The 21,408-nt window shown below is 72.5% G+C and carries 16 protein-coding genes and 1 pseudogene; 11 read left to right on the top strand and 6 right to left on the bottom strand.

What is annotated here, in order from left to right:
• Positions 1–166: 166 nt before the first annotated feature.
• The 3 genes from QF030_RS05785 to QF030_RS05795 all read left to right on the top strand — a co-directional run bounded on the left by QF030_RS05785 (position 167) and on the right by QF030_RS05795 (position 7,585).
• Entirely contained in the window at positions 167–4,444 is a 4,278-nt protein-coding gene (locus QF030_RS05785) for a HAMP domain-containing protein (RefSeq protein WP_307161559.1), read from the top strand.
• Between the two features lie 54 nt (positions 4,445–4,498).
• Positions 4,499–6,949, top strand: a complete 2,451-nt coding sequence (locus tag QF030_RS05790) for a SpoIIE family protein phosphatase (RefSeq protein WP_373428739.1) — start codon at positions 4,499–4,501, stop codon at positions 6,947–6,949.
• Positions 6,950–7,195: 246 nt separating this feature from the next.
• Entirely contained in the window at positions 7,196–7,585 is a 390-nt protein-coding gene (locus tag QF030_RS05795; protein ID WP_307161560.1) for an STAS domain-containing protein, read from the top strand.
• A 165-nt stretch (positions 7,586–7,750) separates the two neighbouring features.
• On the opposite strand, the gene QF030_RS05800 is transcribed toward QF030_RS05795, so the two are convergent.
• On the bottom strand, positions 7,751–8,224 hold the full coding sequence (locus QF030_RS05800) for a MarR family winged helix-turn-helix transcriptional regulator (RefSeq protein ID WP_307167482.1): 474 nt from the start codon (positions 8,222–8,224) through the stop codon (positions 7,751–7,753).
• A gap of 96 nt (positions 8,225–8,320) precedes the next feature.
• Here QF030_RS05800 and QF030_RS05805 point away from each other — a divergent pair, with 96 nt between their 5' ends.
• The 6 genes from QF030_RS05805 (at position 8,321) to QF030_RS05830 (ending at position 14,096) form a co-directional block, all read left to right on the top strand.
• Entirely contained in the window at positions 8,321–9,499 is a 1,179-nt protein-coding gene (locus QF030_RS05805; RefSeq protein ID WP_307161561.1) for a PP2C family protein-serine/threonine phosphatase, read from the top strand.
• 65 nt (positions 9,500–9,564) lie between these two features.
• Positions 9,565–10,464, top strand: a complete 900-nt coding sequence (locus QF030_RS05810; protein ID WP_307161562.1) for an STAS domain-containing protein — start codon at positions 9,565–9,567, stop codon at positions 10,462–10,464.
• Positions 10,461–10,865: an STAS domain-containing protein gene (locus QF030_RS05815; RefSeq protein WP_307161563.1), complete on the top strand. Its 405-nt coding sequence runs from the start codon at positions 10,461–10,463 to the stop codon at positions 10,863–10,865. The genes QF030_RS05810 and QF030_RS05815 overlap by 4 nt, the downstream gene beginning before the upstream one ends.
• Positions 10,862–11,308: an anti-sigma regulatory factor gene (locus QF030_RS05820; RefSeq protein WP_307161564.1), complete on the top strand. Its 447-nt coding sequence runs from the start codon at positions 10,862–10,864 to the stop codon at positions 11,306–11,308. Before QF030_RS05815 ends, QF030_RS05820 begins: the two co-directional genes overlap by 4 nt.
• A complete protein-coding gene (locus QF030_RS05825; protein ID WP_307161565.1) occupies positions 11,305–12,402 on the top strand; it encodes an ATP-binding SpoIIE family protein phosphatase in 1,098 nt (365 codons plus the stop codon). Before QF030_RS05820 ends, QF030_RS05825 begins: the two co-directional genes overlap by 4 nt.
• Positions 12,399–14,096, top strand: coding sequence for a PP2C family protein-serine/threonine phosphatase (locus QF030_RS05830; RefSeq protein WP_307161566.1), 1,698 nt, complete (start codon positions 12,399–12,401; stop codon positions 14,094–14,096). The genes QF030_RS05825 and QF030_RS05830 overlap by 4 nt, the downstream gene beginning before the upstream one ends.
• A gap of 62 nt (positions 14,097–14,158) precedes the next feature.
• Here the strand turns inward: QF030_RS05830 and QF030_RS05835 are convergent, their stop codons facing one another.
• Positions 14,159–14,650: a MarR family winged helix-turn-helix transcriptional regulator gene (locus QF030_RS05835; protein ID WP_307161567.1), complete on the bottom strand. Its 492-nt coding sequence runs from the start codon at positions 14,648–14,650 to the stop codon at positions 14,159–14,161.
• Between the two features lie 233 nt (positions 14,651–14,883).
• Between QF030_RS05835 and QF030_RS05840 the strand changes: the two genes are divergently transcribed.
• Both QF030_RS05840 and QF030_RS05845 read left to right on the top strand, forming a co-directional pair.
• Positions 14,884–16,260, top strand: a complete 1,377-nt coding sequence (locus tag QF030_RS05840; protein ID WP_307161568.1) for an NAD(P)/FAD-dependent oxidoreductase — start codon at positions 14,884–14,886, stop codon at positions 16,258–16,260.
• Positions 16,261–16,289: 29 nt separating this feature from the next.
• Positions 16,290–18,540: pseudogene (locus tag QF030_RS05845) on the top strand (FUSC family protein).
• A gap of 19 nt (positions 18,541–18,559) precedes the next feature.
• Here QF030_RS05845 and QF030_RS05850 read toward each other — a convergent pair.
• From QF030_RS05850 to QF030_RS05865, 4 genes are all read right to left on the bottom strand, one after another.
• Positions 18,560–18,991 carry a hypothetical protein gene (locus QF030_RS05850; RefSeq protein ID WP_307161569.1) on the bottom strand — a complete coding sequence of 144 codons (432 nt, stop codon included), beginning with the start codon at positions 18,989–18,991 and terminating at the stop codon, positions 18,560–18,562.
• Positions 18,992–19,019: 28 nt separating this feature from the next.
• Positions 19,020–19,856: a DUF1206 domain-containing protein gene (locus QF030_RS05855; protein ID WP_307161570.1), complete on the bottom strand. Its 837-nt coding sequence runs from the start codon at positions 19,854–19,856 to the stop codon at positions 19,020–19,022.
• A 216-nt stretch (positions 19,857–20,072) separates the two neighbouring features.
• Entirely contained in the window at positions 20,073–20,327 is a 255-nt protein-coding gene (locus tag QF030_RS05860; RefSeq protein ID WP_307161571.1) for a DUF5133 domain-containing protein, read from the bottom strand.
• Between the two features lie 63 nt (positions 20,328–20,390).
• On the bottom strand, positions 20,391–21,209 hold the full coding sequence (locus QF030_RS05865; protein WP_307161572.1) for a SigB/SigF/SigG family RNA polymerase sigma factor: 819 nt from the start codon (positions 21,207–21,209) through the stop codon (positions 20,391–20,393).
• Between the last annotated feature and the right edge of the window lie 199 nt (positions 21,210–21,408).

Genomic DNA, 21,408 nt, shown 5'->3' on the forward strand with positions numbered 1-21,408 from the left:
GGCTTTGTTGCACCGCCCTCCGGTGGGTTAGCCTGCGGCGGATTTCTCTCATCGCGCACATCCGTGAACTGCGGAAATCCATGCACGACATGCGGGGCCGTCCACCCGGGCGGCCCGGTTCCGAGTCCCCGCCCGGGGGCTCCTGGGGAGCGGAACGAGGGTAGGCATGACCAGCAACGCGACCGAGTCCTTGGACACGGTTCCCGGCGACCACGAGCTCAGGCAGCTCCTGGCCGGACTGACGGCCGTACGGGACGGGGACTTCGGCACCCGCCTGCCCACCGACGGCGACGGTCTGCTGGGGGACATCGCCACCGTCTTCAACGGCATGGTCGACCAGCTGTCCGTCTTCACCTCCGAGGTCACCCGGGTGGCCCGGGAGGTGGGCACCGAGGGCACCCTGGGCGGCCAGGCGGAGGTGCCCGGGGTCTCCGGGACCTGGGCCGACCTGACGGATTCCGTGAACGCCATGGCGGGCAACCTGACGACCCAGGTGCGGGACATCGCCCAGGTGGCGACCGCGGTGGCCAAGGGCGACCTCTCGCAGAAGATCGACGTGCCGGCCCGCGGCGAGATCCTTCAGCTGAAGGAGACCGTCAACACGATGGTCGACCAGCTCTCCGCCTTCGCCGACGAGGTCACCCGCGTCGCCCGCGAGGTCGGCACCGAAGGCCGCCTCGGCGGGCAGGCACAGGTGCCCGGGGTCGCCGGGGTATGGCGGGATCTCACCGATTCGGTCAACTTCATGGCCGGAAACCTCACCAACCAGGTCCGCAACGTCGCCCAGGTGACGACGGCGGTGGCCAAGGGCGACCTCTCCCAGAAGATCACCGTCGACGCCCGCGGCGAGATCCTCGAACTCAAGAACACCATCAACACGATGGTCGACCAGCTCTCCGCCTTCGCCGACGAGGTCACCCGCGTCGCCCGCGAGGTCGGCACCGAAGGCCGCCTCGGCGGGCAGGCCGACGTCAAGGGGGTCAAGGGCACCTGGCGGGACCTCACGGATTCGGTCAACTTCATGGCCGGAAACCTCACCAACCAGGTCCGCAACGTCGCCCAGGTGGCGACCGCGGTGGCCAAGGGCGACCTCTCCCAGAAGATCACCGTCGACGCCCGTGGCGAGATCCTCGAACTCAAGAACACCATCAACACGATGGTCGACCAGCTCTCCGCCTTCGCCGACGAGGTCACCCGCGTCGCCCGCGAGGTCGGCACGGCGGGCAACCTGGGCGGACAGGCCACGGTCCGCGGGGTCTCGGGCACCTGGAAGGACCTCACCGACAACGTCAACGTCATGGCGTCGAACCTGACGGGCCAGGTGCGCTCCATCGCCCAGGTCGCCACCGCCGTGGCCCGCGGCGACCTCTCGCAGAAGATCACCGTCGAGGCCAAGGGCGAGGTCGCCGCGCTGGCGGATGTGATCAACACCATGGTGGACACGCTCTCCGCGTTCGCCGACGAGGTGACGCGCGTGGCCCGCGAGGTCGGCACCGAGGGCCGCCTCGGCGGCCAGGCGCAGGTGCCGAACGTGGCCGGCACCTGGAAGGACCTCACCGACAACGTCAACTCGATGGCCAACAACCTCACCGGCCAGGTCCGCAACATCGCGCTGGTGACCACGGCGGTGGCCCGCGGCGACCTGTCGAAGAAGATCGACGTGGACGCCCGCGGCGAGATCCTCGAACTCAAGACGACCATCAACACGATGGTCGACCAGCTCTCCGCCTTCGCCGACGAGGTCACCCGCGTCGCCCGCGAGGTCGGCACCGAAGGCCGCCTCGGCGGCCAGGCCGAGGTGGAGGGCGTCTCGGGCACCTGGAAGCGCCTCACGGAGAACGTCAACGAGCTGGCCGGGAACCTGACCCGGCAGGTGCGCGCGATCGCGGGGGTCACGAGCGCCGTCGCGGAGGGCGACCTGACCCGCTCGATCACCGTGGTCGCCTCCGGCGAGGTCGCCGAGCTCAAGGACAACATCAACTCGATGGTGGAGTCCCTGCGCGAGACCACCCGGGCCAACCAGGAGCAGGACTGGCTCAAGACCAACCTCGCGCGTATCTCGGGGCTCATGCAGGGCCACCGCGACCTTCCCGTGGTCGCCGAGCTGATCATGGACGAGCTGGTGCCGCTGGTGTCGGCCCAGTTCGGCGCCTTCCACCTCGCCGAGGACGGTGAGAACGGCCCGGAGCTGCGGCTCGTGGGCGCCTACGGCTATCCGGCCGACGACGACCGTCCCACCCGGATCCCGTTCGGCCGCTCGCTCGTCGGCCAGGCCGCGCGCAGCCGCCGGACGATCTTCGTCGACGAGCTGCCGGCCGGGTACGTCACCATCTCCTCGGGGCTCGGCCAGGTGGAGCCGAGCGCCCTGGTCCTGCTGCCCATCGTCTTCGAGGGGCAGGTGCTCGGCGTCATCGAACTGGCGGCGGTCGCCGCGTTCACCCAGATCCACCGGGACTTCCTGGAACAGCTGCGGGTGACCATCGGCGTCAACGTCAACACCATCGTGGCGAACGCCCGCACGGACGAGCTGCTCGACGAGTCCCAGCGGCTGACCGCCGAACTCCAGGCGCGTTCCGCCGAGTTGCAGTCCCAGCAGGAGGAGCTCCAGCACTCCAACGCGGAGCTGGAGGAGAAGGCCTCCCTGCTGGTGGCGCAGAACCGGGACATCGAGGCGAAGAACCTCCAGATCGAGCAGGCCCGGCAGGAGCTGGAGGCGCGGGCGCAGCAGCTTTCCCTGGCGTCGAAGTACAAGTCGGAGTTCCTGGCGAACATGAGCCACGAGCTGCGCACCCCGCTCAACAGCCTGCTCATCCTGGCCCAGTTGCTGGCCCAGAACCCCTCGCGCAACCTCACTCCGAAGCAGGTCGAGTACGCGGGGATCATCCACTCGGCCGGCTCGGACCTGCTCCAGCTGATCAACGACATCCTGGACCTGTCGAAGGTCGAGGCCGGCAAGATGGACGTCTCGCCGGAGCAGGTGTCGCTGCGGCAGCTCATCGAGTACGTCGAGGCGACCTTCCGCCCCATGACGACGCAGAAGAGCCTCGAGTTCACGGTGAGCACGGCCACCGGCGCCCCCGCCGACCTGCTCACGGACGACTCCCGGCTGCGCCAGGTGCTGCGCAATCTGCTGTCCAACGCGGTGAAGTTCACCGAGCGGGGCAGCGTCGAGCTGCGCATCGAGCCGGCCTCCGACGAGGAGGTGCCGAGCGGCGTGGTCCGCGGCGGCACCGTGGTGGCGTTCCGGGTGAAGGACACCGGCATCGGCATTCCGGAGCAGCAGCTGGAGACCATTTTCGGCGCCTTCCAGCAGGCGGACGGCACCACCAGCCGCAAGTACGGCGGCACGGGCCTCGGGCTGTCCATCACCCGGGAGATCGCGCACCTGCTCGGCGGCGCGGTCACCGTGGACAGCACACCGGGCCGGGGCAGCACCTTCACGCTCTATCTGCCGGTCGCCCGGCGGGACTTCCAGGAGGTCCTCGAAGGGGGCCGCCCGGTGGAGCGCGCCCTCGTCGGCCCGCCCACGGCGATCCCGCTGAGCTCCCCCGGCACGACGGCGGTCACCGTGACGGCCGCACGGCGTCCGCGTCGGCTGCTGGTCGTGGAGGAACGGCCCCGAGGCCTGCTGACCCTGGTCGCCGAGAGCGTCGTGGCGGACATGGCGCGCGGGCGCGAGGACGGCACCTCGGCCGCCCCGGTCGACATCGTCACCGCCGTCGGGGCGCACGAGGCCGCGGGCGCGCTGGCCGCCGAGCCCTGCCACTGCGTCGTCCTGGAGCTGGGCATGCCCGACGCGGAGGCGTCCCGGTTCCTGGAGGCCCTTCACGACGACTCGGTGCTGACGGGCGTCCCGGTGCTCGTGCACAGCGGGCACCGCGCGGACCTCGCCCAGGAGAAGACGCTCCAGTCCCGGGCGGCCGGCCAGCCGATGGAGTTCCTGTCCAGCCTGGACGAACTGCGCGAGCGCATCACTCTGCATCTCTCCGCCGAGCAGCCGGGGGACGTTCTCGCCCTGGTCCGTCCGGACGAGCCCCAGCACGTGGCGCCGCACCTGCCGGACGATGCCGTCGTGGGCCGGACGGTCCTGGTCGTCGACGACGACGCCCGCAACCTGTTCGCGCTCAGCGGCATCCTGGAACTGCACGGCATCCGCGTCCTGCACGCGGAGAACGGGCGCGAGGGGATCGACACGCTGCGCAACAACCCGGACATCGCGCTGGTGCTGATGGACGTGATGATGCCCGAGATGGACGGGTACACGGCCACGGCCGAGATCCGCCGCATGCCCGAGTACGCCGATCTGCCCATCGTCGCGGTGACCGCGAAGGCCATGCCCGGGGACCGGGAGAAGAGCCTCGACTCCGGGGCCAGCGACTATGTCACCAAGCCCGTCGACACCCATGACCTCATGTCCTGCGTCCGACGCTGGCTGACCGTCTGAGGACGTTCGCCCCGCCCGAGCCACCAGGCGTCCCAGCCGAGGAGTCCGCACACCGTGAGCATTCCCGCACAGCCCACCAAGCCCGGCCAGGGCCGGGCCCTGCCCGCACCGACCGGGGAGCAGCCCGGCCCCGAGGAGGGCGTGAGCCTGCCGGAGCCGGCCGGCGCCGGCACGCCCTCACCCGTGGGCCGGCTCGCCGCGACCGTGGACCGGCTGCGCCGGGAGGTCATGGCGGCCCAGGCGGAGGCCGACGGGCGCGCCCTGGTCGAACTCGCCAAGGGCATCCTGGTGGAGCGCCTCGGCTGCGGCCCCAGCGAGGCGGCACAGCAGTTGTCCGTGCTGGCGGGCCAGGCCGGGCTGAGCCCGCTGGAGTTCGCGGTCGACGTCATCAACCAGGCGGCCAAGGACCGGGTGTCCGAGGTGACGGAGGCCTTCCTGGCGTCCGTCGGAAGGCCGGAGGATCCCGGGGAGCAGTCGGCGGCCGTGCGGCTGCGGACCGCGGAGAGCGGGGCGCTGGCGGCGGCGCACGACACCCAGGCCGTCGCCGACTCCCTGCTCCAGCACGCGCTGGGTCCGCTGGGCGCGGTCGCCGTGGCGATCTGGGCGGCGGGCTCCGACGGTTCGCTGACCCTCGCCGGGAGCGCGGGGTTCTCCCCCGGCGAGGCGGAGCGCTGGCGGTACGTGCCGCCGGACGTGGCCACGGTGGCACGCGGCGGCCTCACCGAGGGGGCGACCCAGTGGATCGGGTCGCTGGCCGGGACCGGGCTGCCCACCATCGGCCGCCATATGCACCCGGACGGCGGCCGGGCGGCCGTGCCCGCGGGCAGCGCCGGACGCGTGGACGGGATCCTGGAGATCGCCTGGCCCGCCCCGCTGGACCGGCAGCCGCCCCAGGTGGTGCGCCAGGTCGAGGCCCTGGCCGATCTGTGCGCCCACACGCTCCAGACGTACGCGCATGGCCGGGGCCCGGACCAGCAGCCGCTCGTCCTGCCGGACACCGCGGAGCTGATGGACCTGACGGACGGGCTGCACGATCCGGCCCTGGTCCTGGTGCCGCACGTCGACCCGGCGGGAAAGCTGGTGGACTTCCGTATCCAGCACGTCAACGACCGCTTCCTCGACCCTGCGGGCCGGCCCCGCGCCGTGGTCAACGGGGCCCTGCTGCTCGAGGCCTATCCGATGGCCGTCGGGGGCGGCGACCTGTTCCAGCGGATCGAGCGCGTGCACGCCACCGGCGAACCCTTCCGGGCGCGCCGGATGAGTCTGACCGCGCTCGTCGGCGAGGTGCCGCTGGCGGCGGTCGCGGATGTCAGCATCAGCCGCCACGGCAGCTGTGTGCTGCTGATCTGGCGGATCGAGGACGAGACGGCACGGCTGGCCAGTCTGTTGCAGAACGCCCAGCGACTCGGCCGGATCGGCGGTTTCGAGGAGGACCTGCTCACCGGCGAGACCACCTGGAACGGGCAGCTGTTCACCCTGTACGGGCGGCCCGAGTCCAGCTCGCCGGTTCCGTTGGAGGACCTGGCGGCGCACACCCACCCCGATGACGCGGTCGTCGTCGGCCGGCTGCTGCGCACGCTGCTGCACCGCCGTCGTCCGGCGTCCGCCGCCTTCCGGCTCCAGCGGCCGGACGGGGTGACCCGGCACATGCGGATCGTCGCCGAGCCGGTGCTCGACACCGACGAACGGCTGGTGGCCGTGCGCGGGGCCTACCAGGACATCTCCTCGCAGCACTGGACGGAGGTGGCTCTCGCCGCCACCCGCGACCAGCTCGCGCAGAGCGAGCAGCACGCCAGCGAGCGCAGCCGGCTGGCCCTTCAGCTCCAGCACGCCATCATGCCGCCCACCCGAGCGCCCCTGGAGGCCCCCGGTCTCCAGGTGGCGGTCCGCTACCGGCCCGCCGAGGAGGAGCACCTGGTGGGCGGTGACTGGTACGACGCCGTCGTGCTGCCCTCCGGCCTGGTGCTGCTGTGCGTGGGCGACGTGGCCGGGCACGGCATCGAGGCGGCGACCAGCATGGTGGTGCTGCGCAACGCGTTGCGCGGGCTGGCGGTGACCGGGGCGGGGCCCGGCCAGCTGCTGTCCTGGCTCAACATCGTCGCCCACCATCTGACGGGTTCGATCACGGCCACGGCCGTGTGCGGCCTGTACGACCCCTCCCGGCACACGCTGCGCTGGGCGAGGGCGGGCCATCTGCCGCCGGTGCTGGTGCGGGGCCGCCAGGCGGCGCCGCTGCCCCTGCTGAGGGGGATGCTGCTGGGCGCCCTGCCGGAGACGGTGTACGAGGAGGAGGAGGTCCAGCTGGCGGCCGACGACACCCTGCTGATGTACACGGACGGTCTGATCGAGCGCCGCGACCGGTCCGTGGAGGAGTCGCTGACCCAGTTGCTGGTACAGGCGCGCACGGTGACGCCGACGCTGGACCAGCAGCTGGACCGGCTGCTCACCTACAGCCGGTCCGACACCGACGACGACACCTGCATCGTGGGCATCCGGCTGCGCTGAACCGTCCCCGCCCCTCCCGTCCCGGCCGTCGCTTTCCTGTCTTCCTTCTCGTGTGCATGGTGAGGAACTTCGGGGGTATTCGCCTGTGCGCGACACCAGGTCGGAGATCCGCAGGCGGAAGGGCAGGGCACACGCACCATGACGATCGTCCCGTGCGGCCTGCCGCCCGTCCTCGTCCGCCGTCGCCGCGCATCGAAGTCGCCCATCGGGGTAGACGCTCCCGACCGTCAGCTTTCGGAGGTACGTGTGTCCATTGCCCAGAACCCCCTGTCCGTCGAGGTCACCCTGCCTCGCGAGGACGTCGCCCTGGTCACGGTCGAAGGCCATCTCGACCTCGACACCGCGACCGATCTGCAGGCTCATCTCGCCAACCAGCTGCACCACGGCCGGCGGCACTTCCTCCTCGACCTCGCGGCGGTTCCGTTCATGGACTCGTCCGGTATGAACATCATCCTGCGGGTGTACCAGGAGGCCCGGGGGCTGCCGGGAAGTGTGCACGTGATCGCTCCCACGCCGGCCGTGCGCCGGGTCCTGGACCTGACCGGGGTCAGCCTCACGGTGCCCATATCGGAGAAGGTCGAGGAGGCTCTGGAGCTCGTCGACCGGCAGCAGCTCGCGGAGGGCACGCAGGGCTGAGCGGCGGCTCTCCGGAGGCATCGGAAAACACGCAGGGACGGCCGATCGCCGTCCAATACTTGTCATTTGACAACTGTGTACATAAGGCAACAGAGTGAGCGGGACAGTGATGCGGGAGGGAAGACGGATGAGCCTGTGGGCGCAGCCGGTCACCCGAGGACACCGTCAGGCGGTACGGGCGTCCGTGGCGTCGGAGTCGTGGATCTGCTCGGCCGCCGCCGAACAGAACGCCTCCAGCCCTCTCAGCAGGGCGCCGCGCTGCACGGCGGGCATCTGTTCCAGCACGCTCTCCAGCGCGGCCTCACGACGTGATCTGAGGTCGGCGAGGAAGACGCTCCCGCGACGGCTCAGGAAGAGCTCCAGCTCCCGTCGGCTCTCGGCGGCGACCCTGCGCTCGACGAAGCCCACAGCCTGGAGGCGGTCGCACAGGCGGCTGGTGGACGGCGGTGTGGAACCGAGGAACTCGGCGAGGGTGCGCAGGTTGATGCCCTGGTGGTGCTCCAGGATGAACAGCACGCGCAACTGGGAGGCGGAGACGGGCGCCGTCGAGGCACGGCCCCAGAGGACTTCCAGCAGCTCGGCCGCCTCTGAGGTCACACGGGCCACCTGGAGCGGCTGCGGACGCGAGGCGGGGGACATCACGGTCACACTCTCGCAGGGTTCTCGACGGCTGTCAGCCCGCCCCCGCCGCGGGGGGCGCCACGGATTCGACGCCACGGCATCCCGGGGGACGCTGTGACCGACCCGGTGAACAGACTCGCCGCGGCCTCGCGTGCCCTGCGCTCCGCGGCCCCGCACCAGCTCCCCGACGCCCTGCGCCAGGTGCTGCGCACCCGGTACGCGGCGGAGGCCGTGGAAGTGCGGCTGGCCGACTACGGGTTGACGGTACTGCTGCCCGTGCCGCCCGCGCCGGGCGGCACGACGCCGGTGCCCGTGCAGGGCAGCGCGCCCGGGCGGGCCTTCGGCTCGCAGCAGCCGTACGTCGAGGAGCCCGCCGACGGCCGGGTGCGGGCGCATCTGCCGGTGACCGTGCGCGGCGACCGGCTGGGTGTGCTGTCGCTGACGCTGCCCGCGGCAACCCGGGAGTCTCTCGCCGAACTCACCGAGCTGGCCGAGAACCTGGGGCACGAGATGGTGGTCGCCGAACGCGACACCGACCTGTACGCGCGGGCCCGCCGCAGGGAACGGCTGACCCTGGCGGCAGAGATGCAGTGGCAGTTGCTCCCGGCCCGCTCGTGCGCCCGGGAGGAGTACGCCCTGGGCGCTCAGCTCGAGCCCGCCTACGCCGTCTTCGGCGACAACTTCGACTGGGAGGCGTCCGCCGACCATCTGCTGGTCTACGTCACCAACGGGATGGGCGAGGGCATCGAGGCCTCCCTGCTGACCAGTCTCGGCATCAACGCGCTGCGCAACGCGCGCCGCGCCGGCATCCCGATCGAGGACCAGGCGGCCCTCGCCGACCAGGCGATCTACGCCCACTACCGGGGCGAGGCGCATCTGTCGGTCCTGCTCGTGGACATCGAGCTGTCCACGGGCCGGATGCGGATCGTCGACGCGGGCTCACCGCGGCTGCTGCTCGTGCGCGACCGGGTCCTGTCCCCGGTCGAACTCGACGCGCAGCTGCCGCTGGGCATGTTCGAGGAGACCGACTACGTCGCCCAGGAGCTCACCCTGCTGCCCGGCGACCGACTGCTGTTCGTCAGTGACGGTGTCCACGGGGTCGTGGCACCGGGCGGCGAGTCGTACGGCGAGCACGGGCTCGCGCGGGCGGTCGGCAACGCCTCCCTGCTGCCGGCGGCGGACGTCCCGGCCGCGGTGCTGCGCGGGCTGACCGGGCACCGGGGAAGACCCGAGCCGGACGACGACGCGCTGGTCGTGTGTCTCGACTGGTTCGGCAGACGGCCCGCGTCCTAGCCCGCCGCCCACCGACCGCCGCCTTGTGGCGACACAGAAACCGACCAGGACAAGGAGAGAACCGGGTGCCGGAGCACGAAACGGCCGCAGAGCAGACCACACCGACGAGTGACGTCGGGAGGTTCCTGCACCGCCGCCGCGAGCAGATCGCCCAACGCTGGGCCGACGAACCCCTGTTCCGCACGGTGTTCGCCGTCTCGCGGGACGAGGCGGTGGAGGCGGGCCGGGTCGTCGTCGACGCGCTCGCCCAGGTGGCCGAGACCGGCCTCGTGGCCGACACGGACGCGGCCGGATTCACCGCGGTACGGGAACAGCTGGCCAGGATGGTGGCCTCCCGCGCCCGCTTCGGGCTCACCTCGGGTCAGGTGTCCACCGAGGTGGACGGCCTGCGCCCGCCCGCCGTGGACCTGCTGGTCGCCGATCTGCCCGAGGCGACGCCCGAGCACCTCAGGGAGTGCACGACCGTGCTGACCGTGCTCATGGGCACCCTGCGGCTGGTGGTCCTGGAGACCTCGCTGAGCGAGGGCCAGGCTCTCATCGACCGGCAGCAGCTGGAGCTGCTGGAGGCCGCCACCCCCGTCATCCGGCTGTGGGACGGCATCGTCGCCGTACCGCTCATCGGGACGCTCGACAGCGCCCGCAGTCAGGTCGTGATGGAGACACTGCTGGAGTCGGTCGTCGATCAGCAGGCCCGTTTCGCGATCCTGGACATCACCGGTGTGCCGATGGTCGACTCGCTGGTGGCCCAGCACCTGATGAAGACGGTCGCGGCCGTCCGGCTGATGGGCGCGGAGTGCGTCGTCTCCGGCATCCGGCCCGCCATCGCGCAGACCATCGTGCACCTCGGCCTGGACCTGGGCACCGTGGTCACCCGGTCGAGCCTCGCCGACGCCCTGGCCTACGCCCTGAACCGGCTGGGCGCCGACATCGTGCTCGCGACGCCCGGCAGCGCGGGTTCCCGGTGAACCACGACCCCTCCCACTCGGGCGCGCACGTGCCGGTGCTCCGGCTCGGCGACGTCCTGCTGATCACCCTCCAGGGCGATCTGCACGACGGTACGGCGGAGCAGCTCCAGCAGGACATCGCCGAGCAGATCGTCCGCAGCCGGGTGACCGGCGTGGTCATCGACATCTCCGGGGTGGAGATCGTCGATTCCTTCCTGGGGCGTGTCCTCGCCGAGATCGCGGCGAGTTCACGGCTGCTGGCCGCGCAGACCGTGGTGGCCGGCATGCGCCCCGCGGTGGCGATCACGCTGGTGGAGCTGGGGCTCTCGCTGCCGGGACTGCGGACCGCGCTCAGCACCGAGGCGGCCCTCGACCTGCTCTCCGTCGCGGTTCCGGGCGGCCCGCGCCGGGAGCCGCGGTGAGCGGGACGGTCGCGGGCGTCGAGGCCCGCCTGCCGATCCGCTCGGACCTGGACCTGGTGTGGGTGCGCCAGCATGTGCGCCGGGCCGCCGCCGCGCTCGGCTTCGGTCTGGTGGACCAGACCAAGCTGGTGACCGCGGCCAGCGAACTGGCCCGCAACACCCTGGTGTACGGCGGCGGCGGCGAGATGGCGGCGGAACACGTCGGCGACGGGCGGGCCCAGGGGCTGCGCCTGACGTTCTCGGACCGGGGGCCGGGCATCGCCGACCTGGAGCAGGCCCTGAGCGACGGCTACACCTCCGGCGGCGGTCTGGGACTCGGCCTGGGCGGGGCGCGCCGTCTGGTGCACGACTTCTCCCTGGACAGCACCCCCGGCGTCGGCACCACGGTCACGGTGACCTCCTGGGCGGTCCGCCCGCCGCGGCAGCGTGAGGAGCCACGATGACCCAGGTGTGGGACGTCCCGGTGCACGACTCGACGCGGGTGCGTGACGCGCGGGTGGCCGCGGAGCAGGCGGCGGCGCTGGCGGGTCTGGACGGGTCGCGCACCGCCGACGCCGCCCTGGTGGCGACCGAGCTGGCGACCAACCTGCTCAAGCACGCGCGCGGCGGACAGCTCCTGGTGGAGGCGGTCGTCCCGCCGAGCGGACGGGCGGGAGGCCTGTTGGTGCAGGTCACGACGATCGACCACGGGCCGGGCATGTCCGACGTGCCCGCCGCCCTGGGCGACGGGTTCTCCACGGCGGGCTCCCTGGGCGCCGGCCTCGGCACCTGCCGACGGCTCGCCGACGACTTCGGCCTGCACAGCGTCCCGGGCCGCGGGACGGTCGCGCTGGCCCGGATCGGCGGCCCGGCCCGCACCCGCGGCCGCCGTGAGCAGTCCTCCGCCCGGGCCGGGGCCGGCGCTCCGGACGGCGCGTCCGCCCCGTTCGCCGCGCGGGTCGGTGGCGTCAACATCCCCTTCAGGGGCGCGGCGTGCTCCGGGGACGCCTGGACCTGCGTCCGGGAGGGCGACCGGCTGACCCTGATGCTGGCCGACGGGCTGGGCCACGGACCCGAGGCCGCCCGCGCCTCGACCACGGCCGTGCACGAAGTGCGGCGCTCGCCCCACCTGCCGCCGGCCGCGCTGCTGCGCCGGCTCGACGACGCGCTGCGCGGCACGAGGGGCGCCGCGGTCGCGGTGGCCCAGCTCGATCTGCGGACCGGACGGCTGCTGTTCGCCGGCGTCGGCAATGTGGGGGCGCGGCTGCGCGAGGGCGACTCCTGGCGCCATCTGCTGTCCCGGCCCGGCATAGTGGGCGCCCACCGGCCCACGACCCTGCCCGAGTCCGAGGCGGTCTGGGCCCCGGACCGCCTGCTCGTCCTGCACAGCGACGGGCTGCCCAGCCGCTGGGCGCCCCCGGCCGACCCCCGCCTGCTGTCCTGCGACCCCGCGGTCACCGCCGCCGTGACGGTCCGCGACGCCGGCAGTTCCGCCCGCCCGGTGCGTGACGACACCGCCGTGGCCGTCCTGTCCCCCACGCCGCCGGATGGCCCATGAACCACACCTGGCCGATCACCACCGTCAGCGACGCGGCACGCGCGCGGATCACCACCGCCCGGGTGGCCGCCGCGTACGGTGTACCGCCGCTGGAACGCACCCGGCTGGCCGCCGGCCTCAGCGCGCGGCTGCGCCAGTGTCTGAACAAGGGCGGCCTGTGGTTCTGCGTCCTGACGGTCGCCGACGGCTCGCTGCGGGTCGAGGTCTCCCCCGCAGCCGCCGACGGCGAGCGCCCGTGGTCCGTCACGGCGCTCTGTCCGGAACCGGCCGCCGGCCCCGTCAGCGAAGCGGTGGCAGGGGACGCGACAGCGCTTCCGGAGGCCCTGCTCGGGGCCGACGAGGACACCGCCCTGGTGCTGGAGCGACTGGCCGAGCAGGAGGAGCTCGTCGCCTTCCACCGGGACGAGCTGCACCAGACCAACCAGGGAGTGCTGGCGCTGCACGCCGAGCTGGACGCCGCCGGACGGGCGCAGCGCGAGGCCTTCGCGGCCGAACGCGCGGCGCGCCGGGAGGCGGAGGACGCCCGGCGCAGGCTGACGTTCCTCGCCGACGCCAGCGCGGCGCTGACGGCTTCCCTGAACCACGAGGAGATCGCCCGCCTGCTGCCCGAGTTGCTGGTGCCCGAGTACGCCCGCACGGCCGACGTCTGGCTCTTCGACGCCGAGGACGAGCGGGCGCCGTCCGTTCCGCGCCCGGCGGCCGCCGTGATCGCGGCCCGCACCGGCCGCCCGCAGTACGCGGCCGCGCGGCCCGGCGGTCTGCCCGGCGTGGACGACCAGCCGCCGTCGGCGCTGCACCCCGGCCGGCCCCTGCTGTGCGTGCCGCTGCCGACCCGCAGCGCGCCGCTGGGCGTCGTGACGCTGACCCCGCCCGGCGAGCGCTGGAACCCGGACGACGCCGTCATGCTCGTGGAGCTCACCCGGCGGGCCGGCGGCGCGCTGGACAACGCCCGCCGCTTCGAGCACAACCGGGACATCGCCGAGACCCTCCAGCGCGCCCTGCTGACCGATCTGCCGACCACCCCCGGCCTGCGGCTGGCGGCCCGTTACCTGCCGGCGACGTACGGGCTGAACATCGGCGGCGACTGGTACGACGCGTTCCGGCAGCCCGACGGCAGCCTGATCACCGTCATCGGCGACGTGACGGGGCACGGCCTGCACGCGGCGGTGATGATGAGCCAGCTGCGCACCGCGCTGCGCGCCTACGCCGTGGACGGCGGCAGCCCCGGCGAGCTGCTGACCCGGCTGCACACCTTCCTGCACCATCTGCAGCCCGACCTGTACGCGACCGCCGTGATCGCCCGCTTCCAGCCGGACGAGCCGGTGCTGACATGGGCGGCGGCGGGTCATCCGCCGCCGGTGCTGCGCGACCCGGACGGGCGGGTGCGCACCCTGGACGCCAAGCCGGGGGCCATGCTCGGCATCCCGCTGCACCAGGAGATCTCCGACCACACGGTGCCGCTGGAGCCGGGCTCCACCCTGGCGCTCTATACCGACGGGCTGGTCGAGAGACGGGCCCAGGGCATAGACCCGGGCATCGAGCGGCTGTCGGCGGCGCTCGGCGCGTTCGGTGGCGAGGAGCTGGACGCGGACCTGGACGGCGCGGCGGAGCGCATCCTGGACCCGATGCTGAGCGACTCCGAGCGGGACGACGACGTCTGCCTGCTGCTGTGCCACATCGACGGTGGCATCTGACACCGGCCGCCCCGCCGGCGGTCACGTCGCCGGTCGCCCCCGGCCCGGGTCCTGAGAAGCGGTCAGCGGTCCAGCGGCTCGCCGGGGCCCCGGTTCGACGTGTGCGCCTGATGGAATCCGGTGAGCCCGTGTTCCAGCGCGGTGCGCTCGGACGGGGTCATCGCCTCGAAGACGGACGCGAGGCGCCGTACGCGCCGCTCGGCGACGTCGGCGAGGAGGCGTTGTCCGTAGACGGTCACCACGAGCTGCACCTCGCGCCGGTCACTGGGCTGCACGGTCCGCTCCAGGAGCCCGGCGGCCTCGAGCCGGTCGCAGAGGCGGCTCGCGGTGGGCAGCCCGACGCCCAGGTGCTCGGCCAGGGCCGTCATATTGAGTTCCGGGCGGCTGAGCACCGTGCGCAGCGCCAGCAACTGCCGGGCGGGCAGCCGGGGTCTGGTCTCCTCAGCGGCCGTGATCCAGCAGGCCACCAGGCTCTCCACCGCTTCGGCGAGTTGCCCGGCCTGTGTCCGACGGCTCTCCCACCGGCCGTCGTCGGAGCCGTCCGCGCACCACACCGCCACTATCCTCCGGCCTCCGCGATTGTCATGTACGTCGGCCTACCCGAAGGCAACGGGCGTACACAGGCCCTTCGGGGGGTACGTCGGTGACCTCAGGAGAAACGTTCGTCTGCATGCCTCGCCCGGCTGGCGGAACCAGTCCGGGCGCGGTGGGATCGACGAGGTGCGAGACGCCCGCGGGCGGGGCACGCGCATGACGTCGGGCAGACCGCCTGGAGCCGCAGAAAGGGATGGACATCGTGACACGACCCAGGATCCTGGTGGTGGGCGCGGGCTTCGCGGGAGTGGAGTGCGTTCGACGGCTGGAACGCGCCCTCTCGGCCGCGGAGGCCGACGTCACTCTGGTGACGCCGTTCGCCTACCAGCTCTATCTGCCGCTACTGCCGCAGGTCGCCTCGGGGGTGCTGACGCCCCAGTCGATCGCCGTTTCGCTGCGCCGCAGCAAGAAGTACCGCACCCGGATCATTCCGGGCGGCGCCATCGGCGTGGACCTCAAGTCGAAGGTCTGCGTCATCCGGACCATCACCGACGAGATCGTCAACGAGCCCTACGACTACATCGTGCTCGCTCCCGGCAGCGTGACCCGCACCTTCGACATCCCGGGGCTGACCGAGCACGCCTTCGGGATGAAGACCCTCGCGGAGGCCGCGTACATCCGCGACCACGTCATCAGCCAGCTCGACCTCGCCGACGCCAGCCGCGACCCCGCCGAGCGGACCTCGCGGCTGCAGTTCGTGGTCGTCGGCGGCGGCTATGCCGGCACCGAGACCGCCGCCTGTCTGCAACTCCTCACCCACAACGCGGTCAAGCGTTATCCGAACCTGGACCCGAGCCTGATCAAGTGGCATCTGATCGACATCGCGCCGAAGCTGATGCCCGAGCTCGGCGACAAGCTCGGCCGCAGCGCGCAGGAGGTGCTGCGCAAGCGGGGCGTCGACATCTCGCTGGGCGTGTCCATCGCCAAGGCGGGCCCGGAGGAGGTCACCTTCACCGACGGACGGGTGATCCCGACCCGGACCCTGATCTGGACGGCGGGAGTGGTCGCCAGCCCGCTGATCGCGACCCTCGGCGCGGAGACGGTCCGCGGGCGGCTCGCCATCACCGCGGAGATGAACCTGCCCGGTGAGGACGGGGTGTTCGCGCTCGGGGACGCCGCCGCGGTACCCGACGAGGCCAAGGGCGAGGAGGGCGCTGTCTGCCCGCCCACGGCGCAGCACGCGATGCGGCAGGGCAAGGTCGTCGCCGACAACGTCATCGCGGCGCTGCGTGGCCGGCCGATGCGGCCGTACGTGCACAAGGACCTCGGTCTGGTCGTCGACCTCGGCGGCACCGACGCCGTCTCCAAGCCGCTCGGCATCGAGCTGCGGGGGCTGCCCGCGCAGGCGGTGGCCCGCGGCTACCACTGGTCGGCGCTGCGCACGGGGGTGGCCAAGGCACGGGTGCTGACCAACTGGACGCTCAACGCGGTCGCGGGCGACGATTTCGTGCGCACCGGCTTCCAGGCGCGCCGGGCGGCGAAGCTGAAGGACTTCGAGTACACGGACAGCTATCTGACGCCCGAGCAGGTGCGGGCGCAGATCGAGGGGACCGGGTCGGAGAGCGCCTGATTTCCGGACGTGGGAGAGAGTACGGCGGCGTGAGGGCGGCGGCACGGTCGTTCGGGGCACGGTGGCGGGATCGGATCGCGGCGTCCGACCCCGGGCTGCTGCGTCTGGCGGCCGGGCTGCGCACGGTCGGTGCGATCGCCCTCACGCTGGCCGTGCTCTCGCTCATGGGGTCGGACGTCTCGCACCTGGTGGCGGGCGCCATCGCAGCGATGGTCGCCACGTTCGCGATCCGGGAGAAGCAGCGCGACCGGCAGGCCGTCACGCTCGCGCTGGGCCTGCCGGTGGCGTTCGCCTCGATGTCGCTGGCGGCGCTGCTCAGCTCCCGGACGGTGGCCGGTGACGTCTTCTTCGTGGCGTTGATCTTCTGCGCGGTCTACGGCCGCCGGTTCGGCGACCGGGGGACGGCGCTCGGACTGGTCGGCTTCCAGGTCTACTTCCTGTCCCTGTTCGTCGGGGTCACCGGATCGGCTCTCCCGGAGTACTGGGCGGTGCTGGCCGTCGCCTTCGTGTGCAGCGCGCTGGCGCGCTTCGTGCTGGTGCCACAGACGCCGACCGGTATCCTCCAGCGCCTGCGCGAGGCCTTCCGGGCGCGGCTCGCACAGTTGCTGGCCGCCCAGCTCGATCTTCTCGACGCGGGTCCGGACGACGTGGAGAAGGCGCTGGCCCATGTGCGCGAGGGCACCGCCCGGCTGCACGAGACGGCGATGATGATCCAGGGCCGGCTGGACGAGGGCACTCCGGACGAGGCGACCGCCCGGCTGGTCCAGCGCCGGATCGCCGACGCCGAGATCGCCGCCGAGCGGCTCGGGCTGCTCCTGCTGACCGCCCGCAGCGTCGAACGGGCCGACACGCTGACCCTGCACCTGCCGGGTGCGCCGCTGCCGGAGGGCGGTCATCTCCCGGTCCGGGACGAGGCTCTCGCCGCCCTGCGCCGTGATCTGGGGGCGCTGCGGCTGCTGGTGCGGATTCCCGTCGCGGAGGGCGCGGCCACCGCTCACGTCCGCAACCGGCTGCTCGGCTACCGGGACGAGGAGAACCTGCCCAAGGCGTCGCCCGCCGTCCAGGACGTCTTCCGGGGCGTCGGTGAGACGGCGCGCGCGGTGCTGGGGCTGCGGGTCGCGCTGGACGGCCCGCAGGACGAGTCCGAGGACAGTCCCGAGACGGCGCGCTCGCGCGAGGAGCTGGACGCGGAGGACGCGGCGATCGGCGGGGGCGAAGGGGACGAGGACTCCGCCGCGGCCGGGAAGGAGACGGGACTGCGGCGGCCGACCACCCGGGCCGCCGTGCAGGTCGCGGTCGGGTCGTCGCTGGCCATCGTCGGCGGCGAGCTGCTCTCCTCGCACCGCTGGTACTGGGCGGTGCTGACCTGCTGGATCGTGTTCATCAACACCGCGTCCACCGGGGAGATCCTGGTCAAGGGCTCGCGGCGGCTGCTGGGCACCGTGCTCGGGGTGGTGGCCGGCATCCTGCTGGCGGGACTGGTGGGGCACCACACGTGGACGGCGTTCGCCGTGGTGCTGCTGTGTGTGTTCGCCATGTTCTACACGGCGCCGCTGTCGTACACGCTGATGTCCTTCTTCGTGACGGCCGCGCTGGGCGTGCTGTACACGCTGCTGCACACCTACAGCATGTCGGTGCTGGTGCTGCGGGTGGAGGAGACCGCGCTGGGGGCGGCCTGCGGGATCTTCGCGGCGGCGCTGGTGCTGCCGGTGCACACGGACCGGCGTACGAACGAGCTGCTGGCGACCGTGCTGGACCGGCTGACCGACGTCACCGAGGCGGCTGTGGAGCAGCTGAGCGGCGGTCCCCCGGCCGAGCTGCTGGACCGGGCCCGTGATCTGGACCAGGCACTGGCCGATCTGCGGGCTGCCACGCAGCCCCTGACGCACCCGGTCACGCCGTTGCGGACCCGGCGGGACACGGCCCGGTACGTCGTCGCGCTGCTCGAGACCTGTGCGTACCACGCGCGGGCCCTGGCGGCCACGGCGGAGCTGCTGCCGACACAGCGGTCGATCGTGGCGGACCCGGCGCTGCGCCGGGCCGGGCAGCGCATCCGGCACAACATCGGGGCGATCGCCGCGCGCGTGGCGGGCGGGCGGAGCACCGCCGAGGTGCTGACCGGGCCGAGCATCGCCTCGCTGCTGACGCCCGACGGGCCGGGAACGCCACGCTACGGCCGGGTGACCGACCCGCGTCCTGCGGCACTTGCAGCGCCTGGACGAAGCGGTGGTCGGCCTGGCCCGGCCGCTCGCGGTACCGGTGGCTCCGCCGCCGAAGTGACGACGGGTTCCGTCCACGGTCAGAAGTCCGTGGACATGTCACTCGCGGCGGCGATGCCCCGCAGCTCCTCGGTGTCCTGGTGCCGCTGGCGGATGCAGCCGGCGATCTCGGCGAGGCGGGTGGGGTCGGACGCGGTGCCCGCGTCGGTGACCACCCGGACCGGGCCGCTTCCGTCGACGTCTATCTCCACCAGCTGGTTGTCCAGCCGGCCGGTGACGGCGGTGGCGATGACCAGGGCGGCCTCGTCGCGGATCTCCTGAGGCAGTTGCTGGGTGTCCTGCGGGTCGAGGGCGAAGTCGAGACTCTCGGGTGGCTGTTCCTCGAGGGCGCGCAGCGCGGGTGCGACGACCTTCAGCAGCAGCTGGTAGTCCTCGCTGTCCATGCGGACGCGCAGAAGGTCGAGGTACATGTCCACGGGCCGTCCGTCGCGCGGGAACTCTGATTCGTTCATCTGGTCCGTGTTCCCACGCATCCGGACGTCAGACCTTGCGCCAGCGGGCCATGGCGAACGAGAACAGTCCGAAGAGGACGAGTCCGGCCGCGACGCAGGCCAGGAGGCCCGGACCGACGGGCGTGCCGGCGAAGGAGCGCAGGGTGTCGTCGAGCCCCTTGGCCTCGTCCGGCTGGTACTCGACGGCGGCCCGTACGGCGAAGGCTCCCGCGGCGGCGAACACCACACCTCGGGCGGCGCCGCCGCCCACACCGGTGATGTCCACCAGCCGCCGCATGCGCGGGGACATCTCCCCCAGCCGGAGGTGCTTGCGGTAGGAACGCATGACGGCGCGGGCGCCGATCCACACGCCCGCGACGATGATCCCGGCGCCTCCCGCGCCGACTATCCACTGGCCCGCGGGCAGCTCGAGCGCCCGGGCGGTGACGTCCCGGGACTGTTCGTCGCCGGAACCGCCGCCGCTGCCGGAGCCGGCGGCGAAGGCCAGCACGGAGTAGGCGACGAAGGAGTAGAAGGCGCACCGCCCGAGGGCGAGCAGCCGCTTCTTGGCGCTGCACCCGTCGGCGCCGGCGCCGCCGAAGACGACCTCCGACAGCCGCCACAGCGCCATGCCGACGAGTCCGATGCCCAGTGCCCACAGCAGGACCGCGCCGAACGGCTTGTGGGAGATCTCCTCCAGAGCCCCCTGGCGGTCCGCCTGCTGCCTGCCGTCGCCGAAGGCGATCTGCAGCGCCAGCAGTCCGACCAGCAGATAGATCACGCCTCGCGCGGCGAGCCCCGCCTTGGCGGCGCCCTTCGTCACCGAGCCCCGTGCCGCCCGCTCCACCTCGATCCGGCCGTTACGCGCCAGAGCACTCGTGTCCATGCAACCCTCCCCGAATCTCCCCGTTTCCTGCGGGTCCGGATGCCCCGGGTCTCGCGGTACACACGCGTCCGGCGCCCCTGGGCCGCGTCGAGGGGCGGTGAGGCACCGCCGGTGCGCCACCGGCTCGCGGCCGCGCAGGGCCGGAGCGGCCCAACCACCGGCCCCCCGAAAACAGCGACGGGGTGGACCCGGGATCCCTCCCGTCCACCCCGCCCGTCAGGCGTACACCTGTGGTTCTTTGCCCGTCTGCGGTCGTATCGCGGCGTCGGCGGCCGACGCCGCCTCGAGCCATTGATGTGCCGTCTCCAGGGCGTGCCTCACGTCGCGGGTGCCGGTGGACACGCACAGCGTGTAGGCGAGATCACGCGCCTGCGCCTGTGCCTGTGGTGGCTGCGCGGTGGATCCGGGCCGCGTCAGCGCTTCGTATTCGTCGACGAGTCTGCGCAGGACAGCGGGGTGCGGCATCAGCATCGGTCTGCTTCTCTCCGTTCGCAAGGGGATGTGTGTCGTGCCGTCAGCGTGTGTGTCGTGCCGTCAGCGCAGCGCTTCCTGGCGTACCCGTTCGCAGCTGCGGCTGATGAGCCGGGACACGTGCATCTGGGAGATGCCCAGTCGGTCGGCGATCCTGCTCTGTGTCATGTCCTCGAAGAACCGCATGTAGAGGATGGCGCGCTCGCGCTCCGGCAGCCGGCGCAGGCCTTCTTTGGCGGACTCGCGGTCGACCACGACGTCGAAGGAGGTATCGGAGTCGCCCAGGGTGTCGGCGAGGCTGTAGCCGTCGTCCCCGCCCGAGGTCTCGGCGTCCAGCGAGAGGGTGCTGAAGCTCTCCAGTGCCTCCAGGCCGGCGCTCACCTCGTCCTCGGTGAGCCCGGTGTGGGTGGCGATGTCGGCCACCGAGGGCTCGGCCGCCCCGGGGTTCTGGGTGAGCTCCCGGCGGGCCACGCGCACCTTGTTGCGCAGTTCCTGTACCCGGCGGGGCACGCGCAGCGCCCACATCCGGTCCCTGAAGTGCCGCTTGATCTCCCCGGTGATGGTGGGCACGGCGTAGCTCTCGAACGCCCCGCGCTCGGGGTCGAAACGGTCGACGGCCTTGACCAGCCCCAGCGCCGCGACCTGCCGCAGGTCCTCGATCGCCTCACCGCGGTCGCGGAAGCGACCGGCGATGCGGTGGGCCATGGGCAGCCAGGCGGTGACCAGCTCGTCGCGAACGGCGTCCCGCTCGGGGCCTTCCTCCAGGGTGACCAGCAGGGCGAACCGGCCCATGGTGTCGGGGGCGTCGGCGTGCGTGCGGCGCAACTGCGCGGTGGAGGGGGCGGATGCGGAAGACTGGCTTGTCGACATGTCGATAGGCATGCGGTATCGCTCTCCTGAACGGTGGTTTCAGGGACTGGCGACGGAGAAAGCCGGCCGTCCGGAACGCGTGGAGCGCCCCGGAGCGGACAGCCCGCTCCCGTCGGCGCGCCTCCGGTCCGAAGCACGAACCTCCGTCTGCCCTACCCCCGGAGGAACAAACTCCGTCTGCGCGAAAGGCGTTCGCAGGGTCGCGGCCGGC

It is taken from the genome of Streptomyces rishiriensis (assembly GCF_030815485.1).
Lineage (GTDB): Bacteria > Actinomycetota > Actinomycetes > Streptomycetales > Streptomycetaceae > Streptomyces > Streptomyces rishiriensis_A.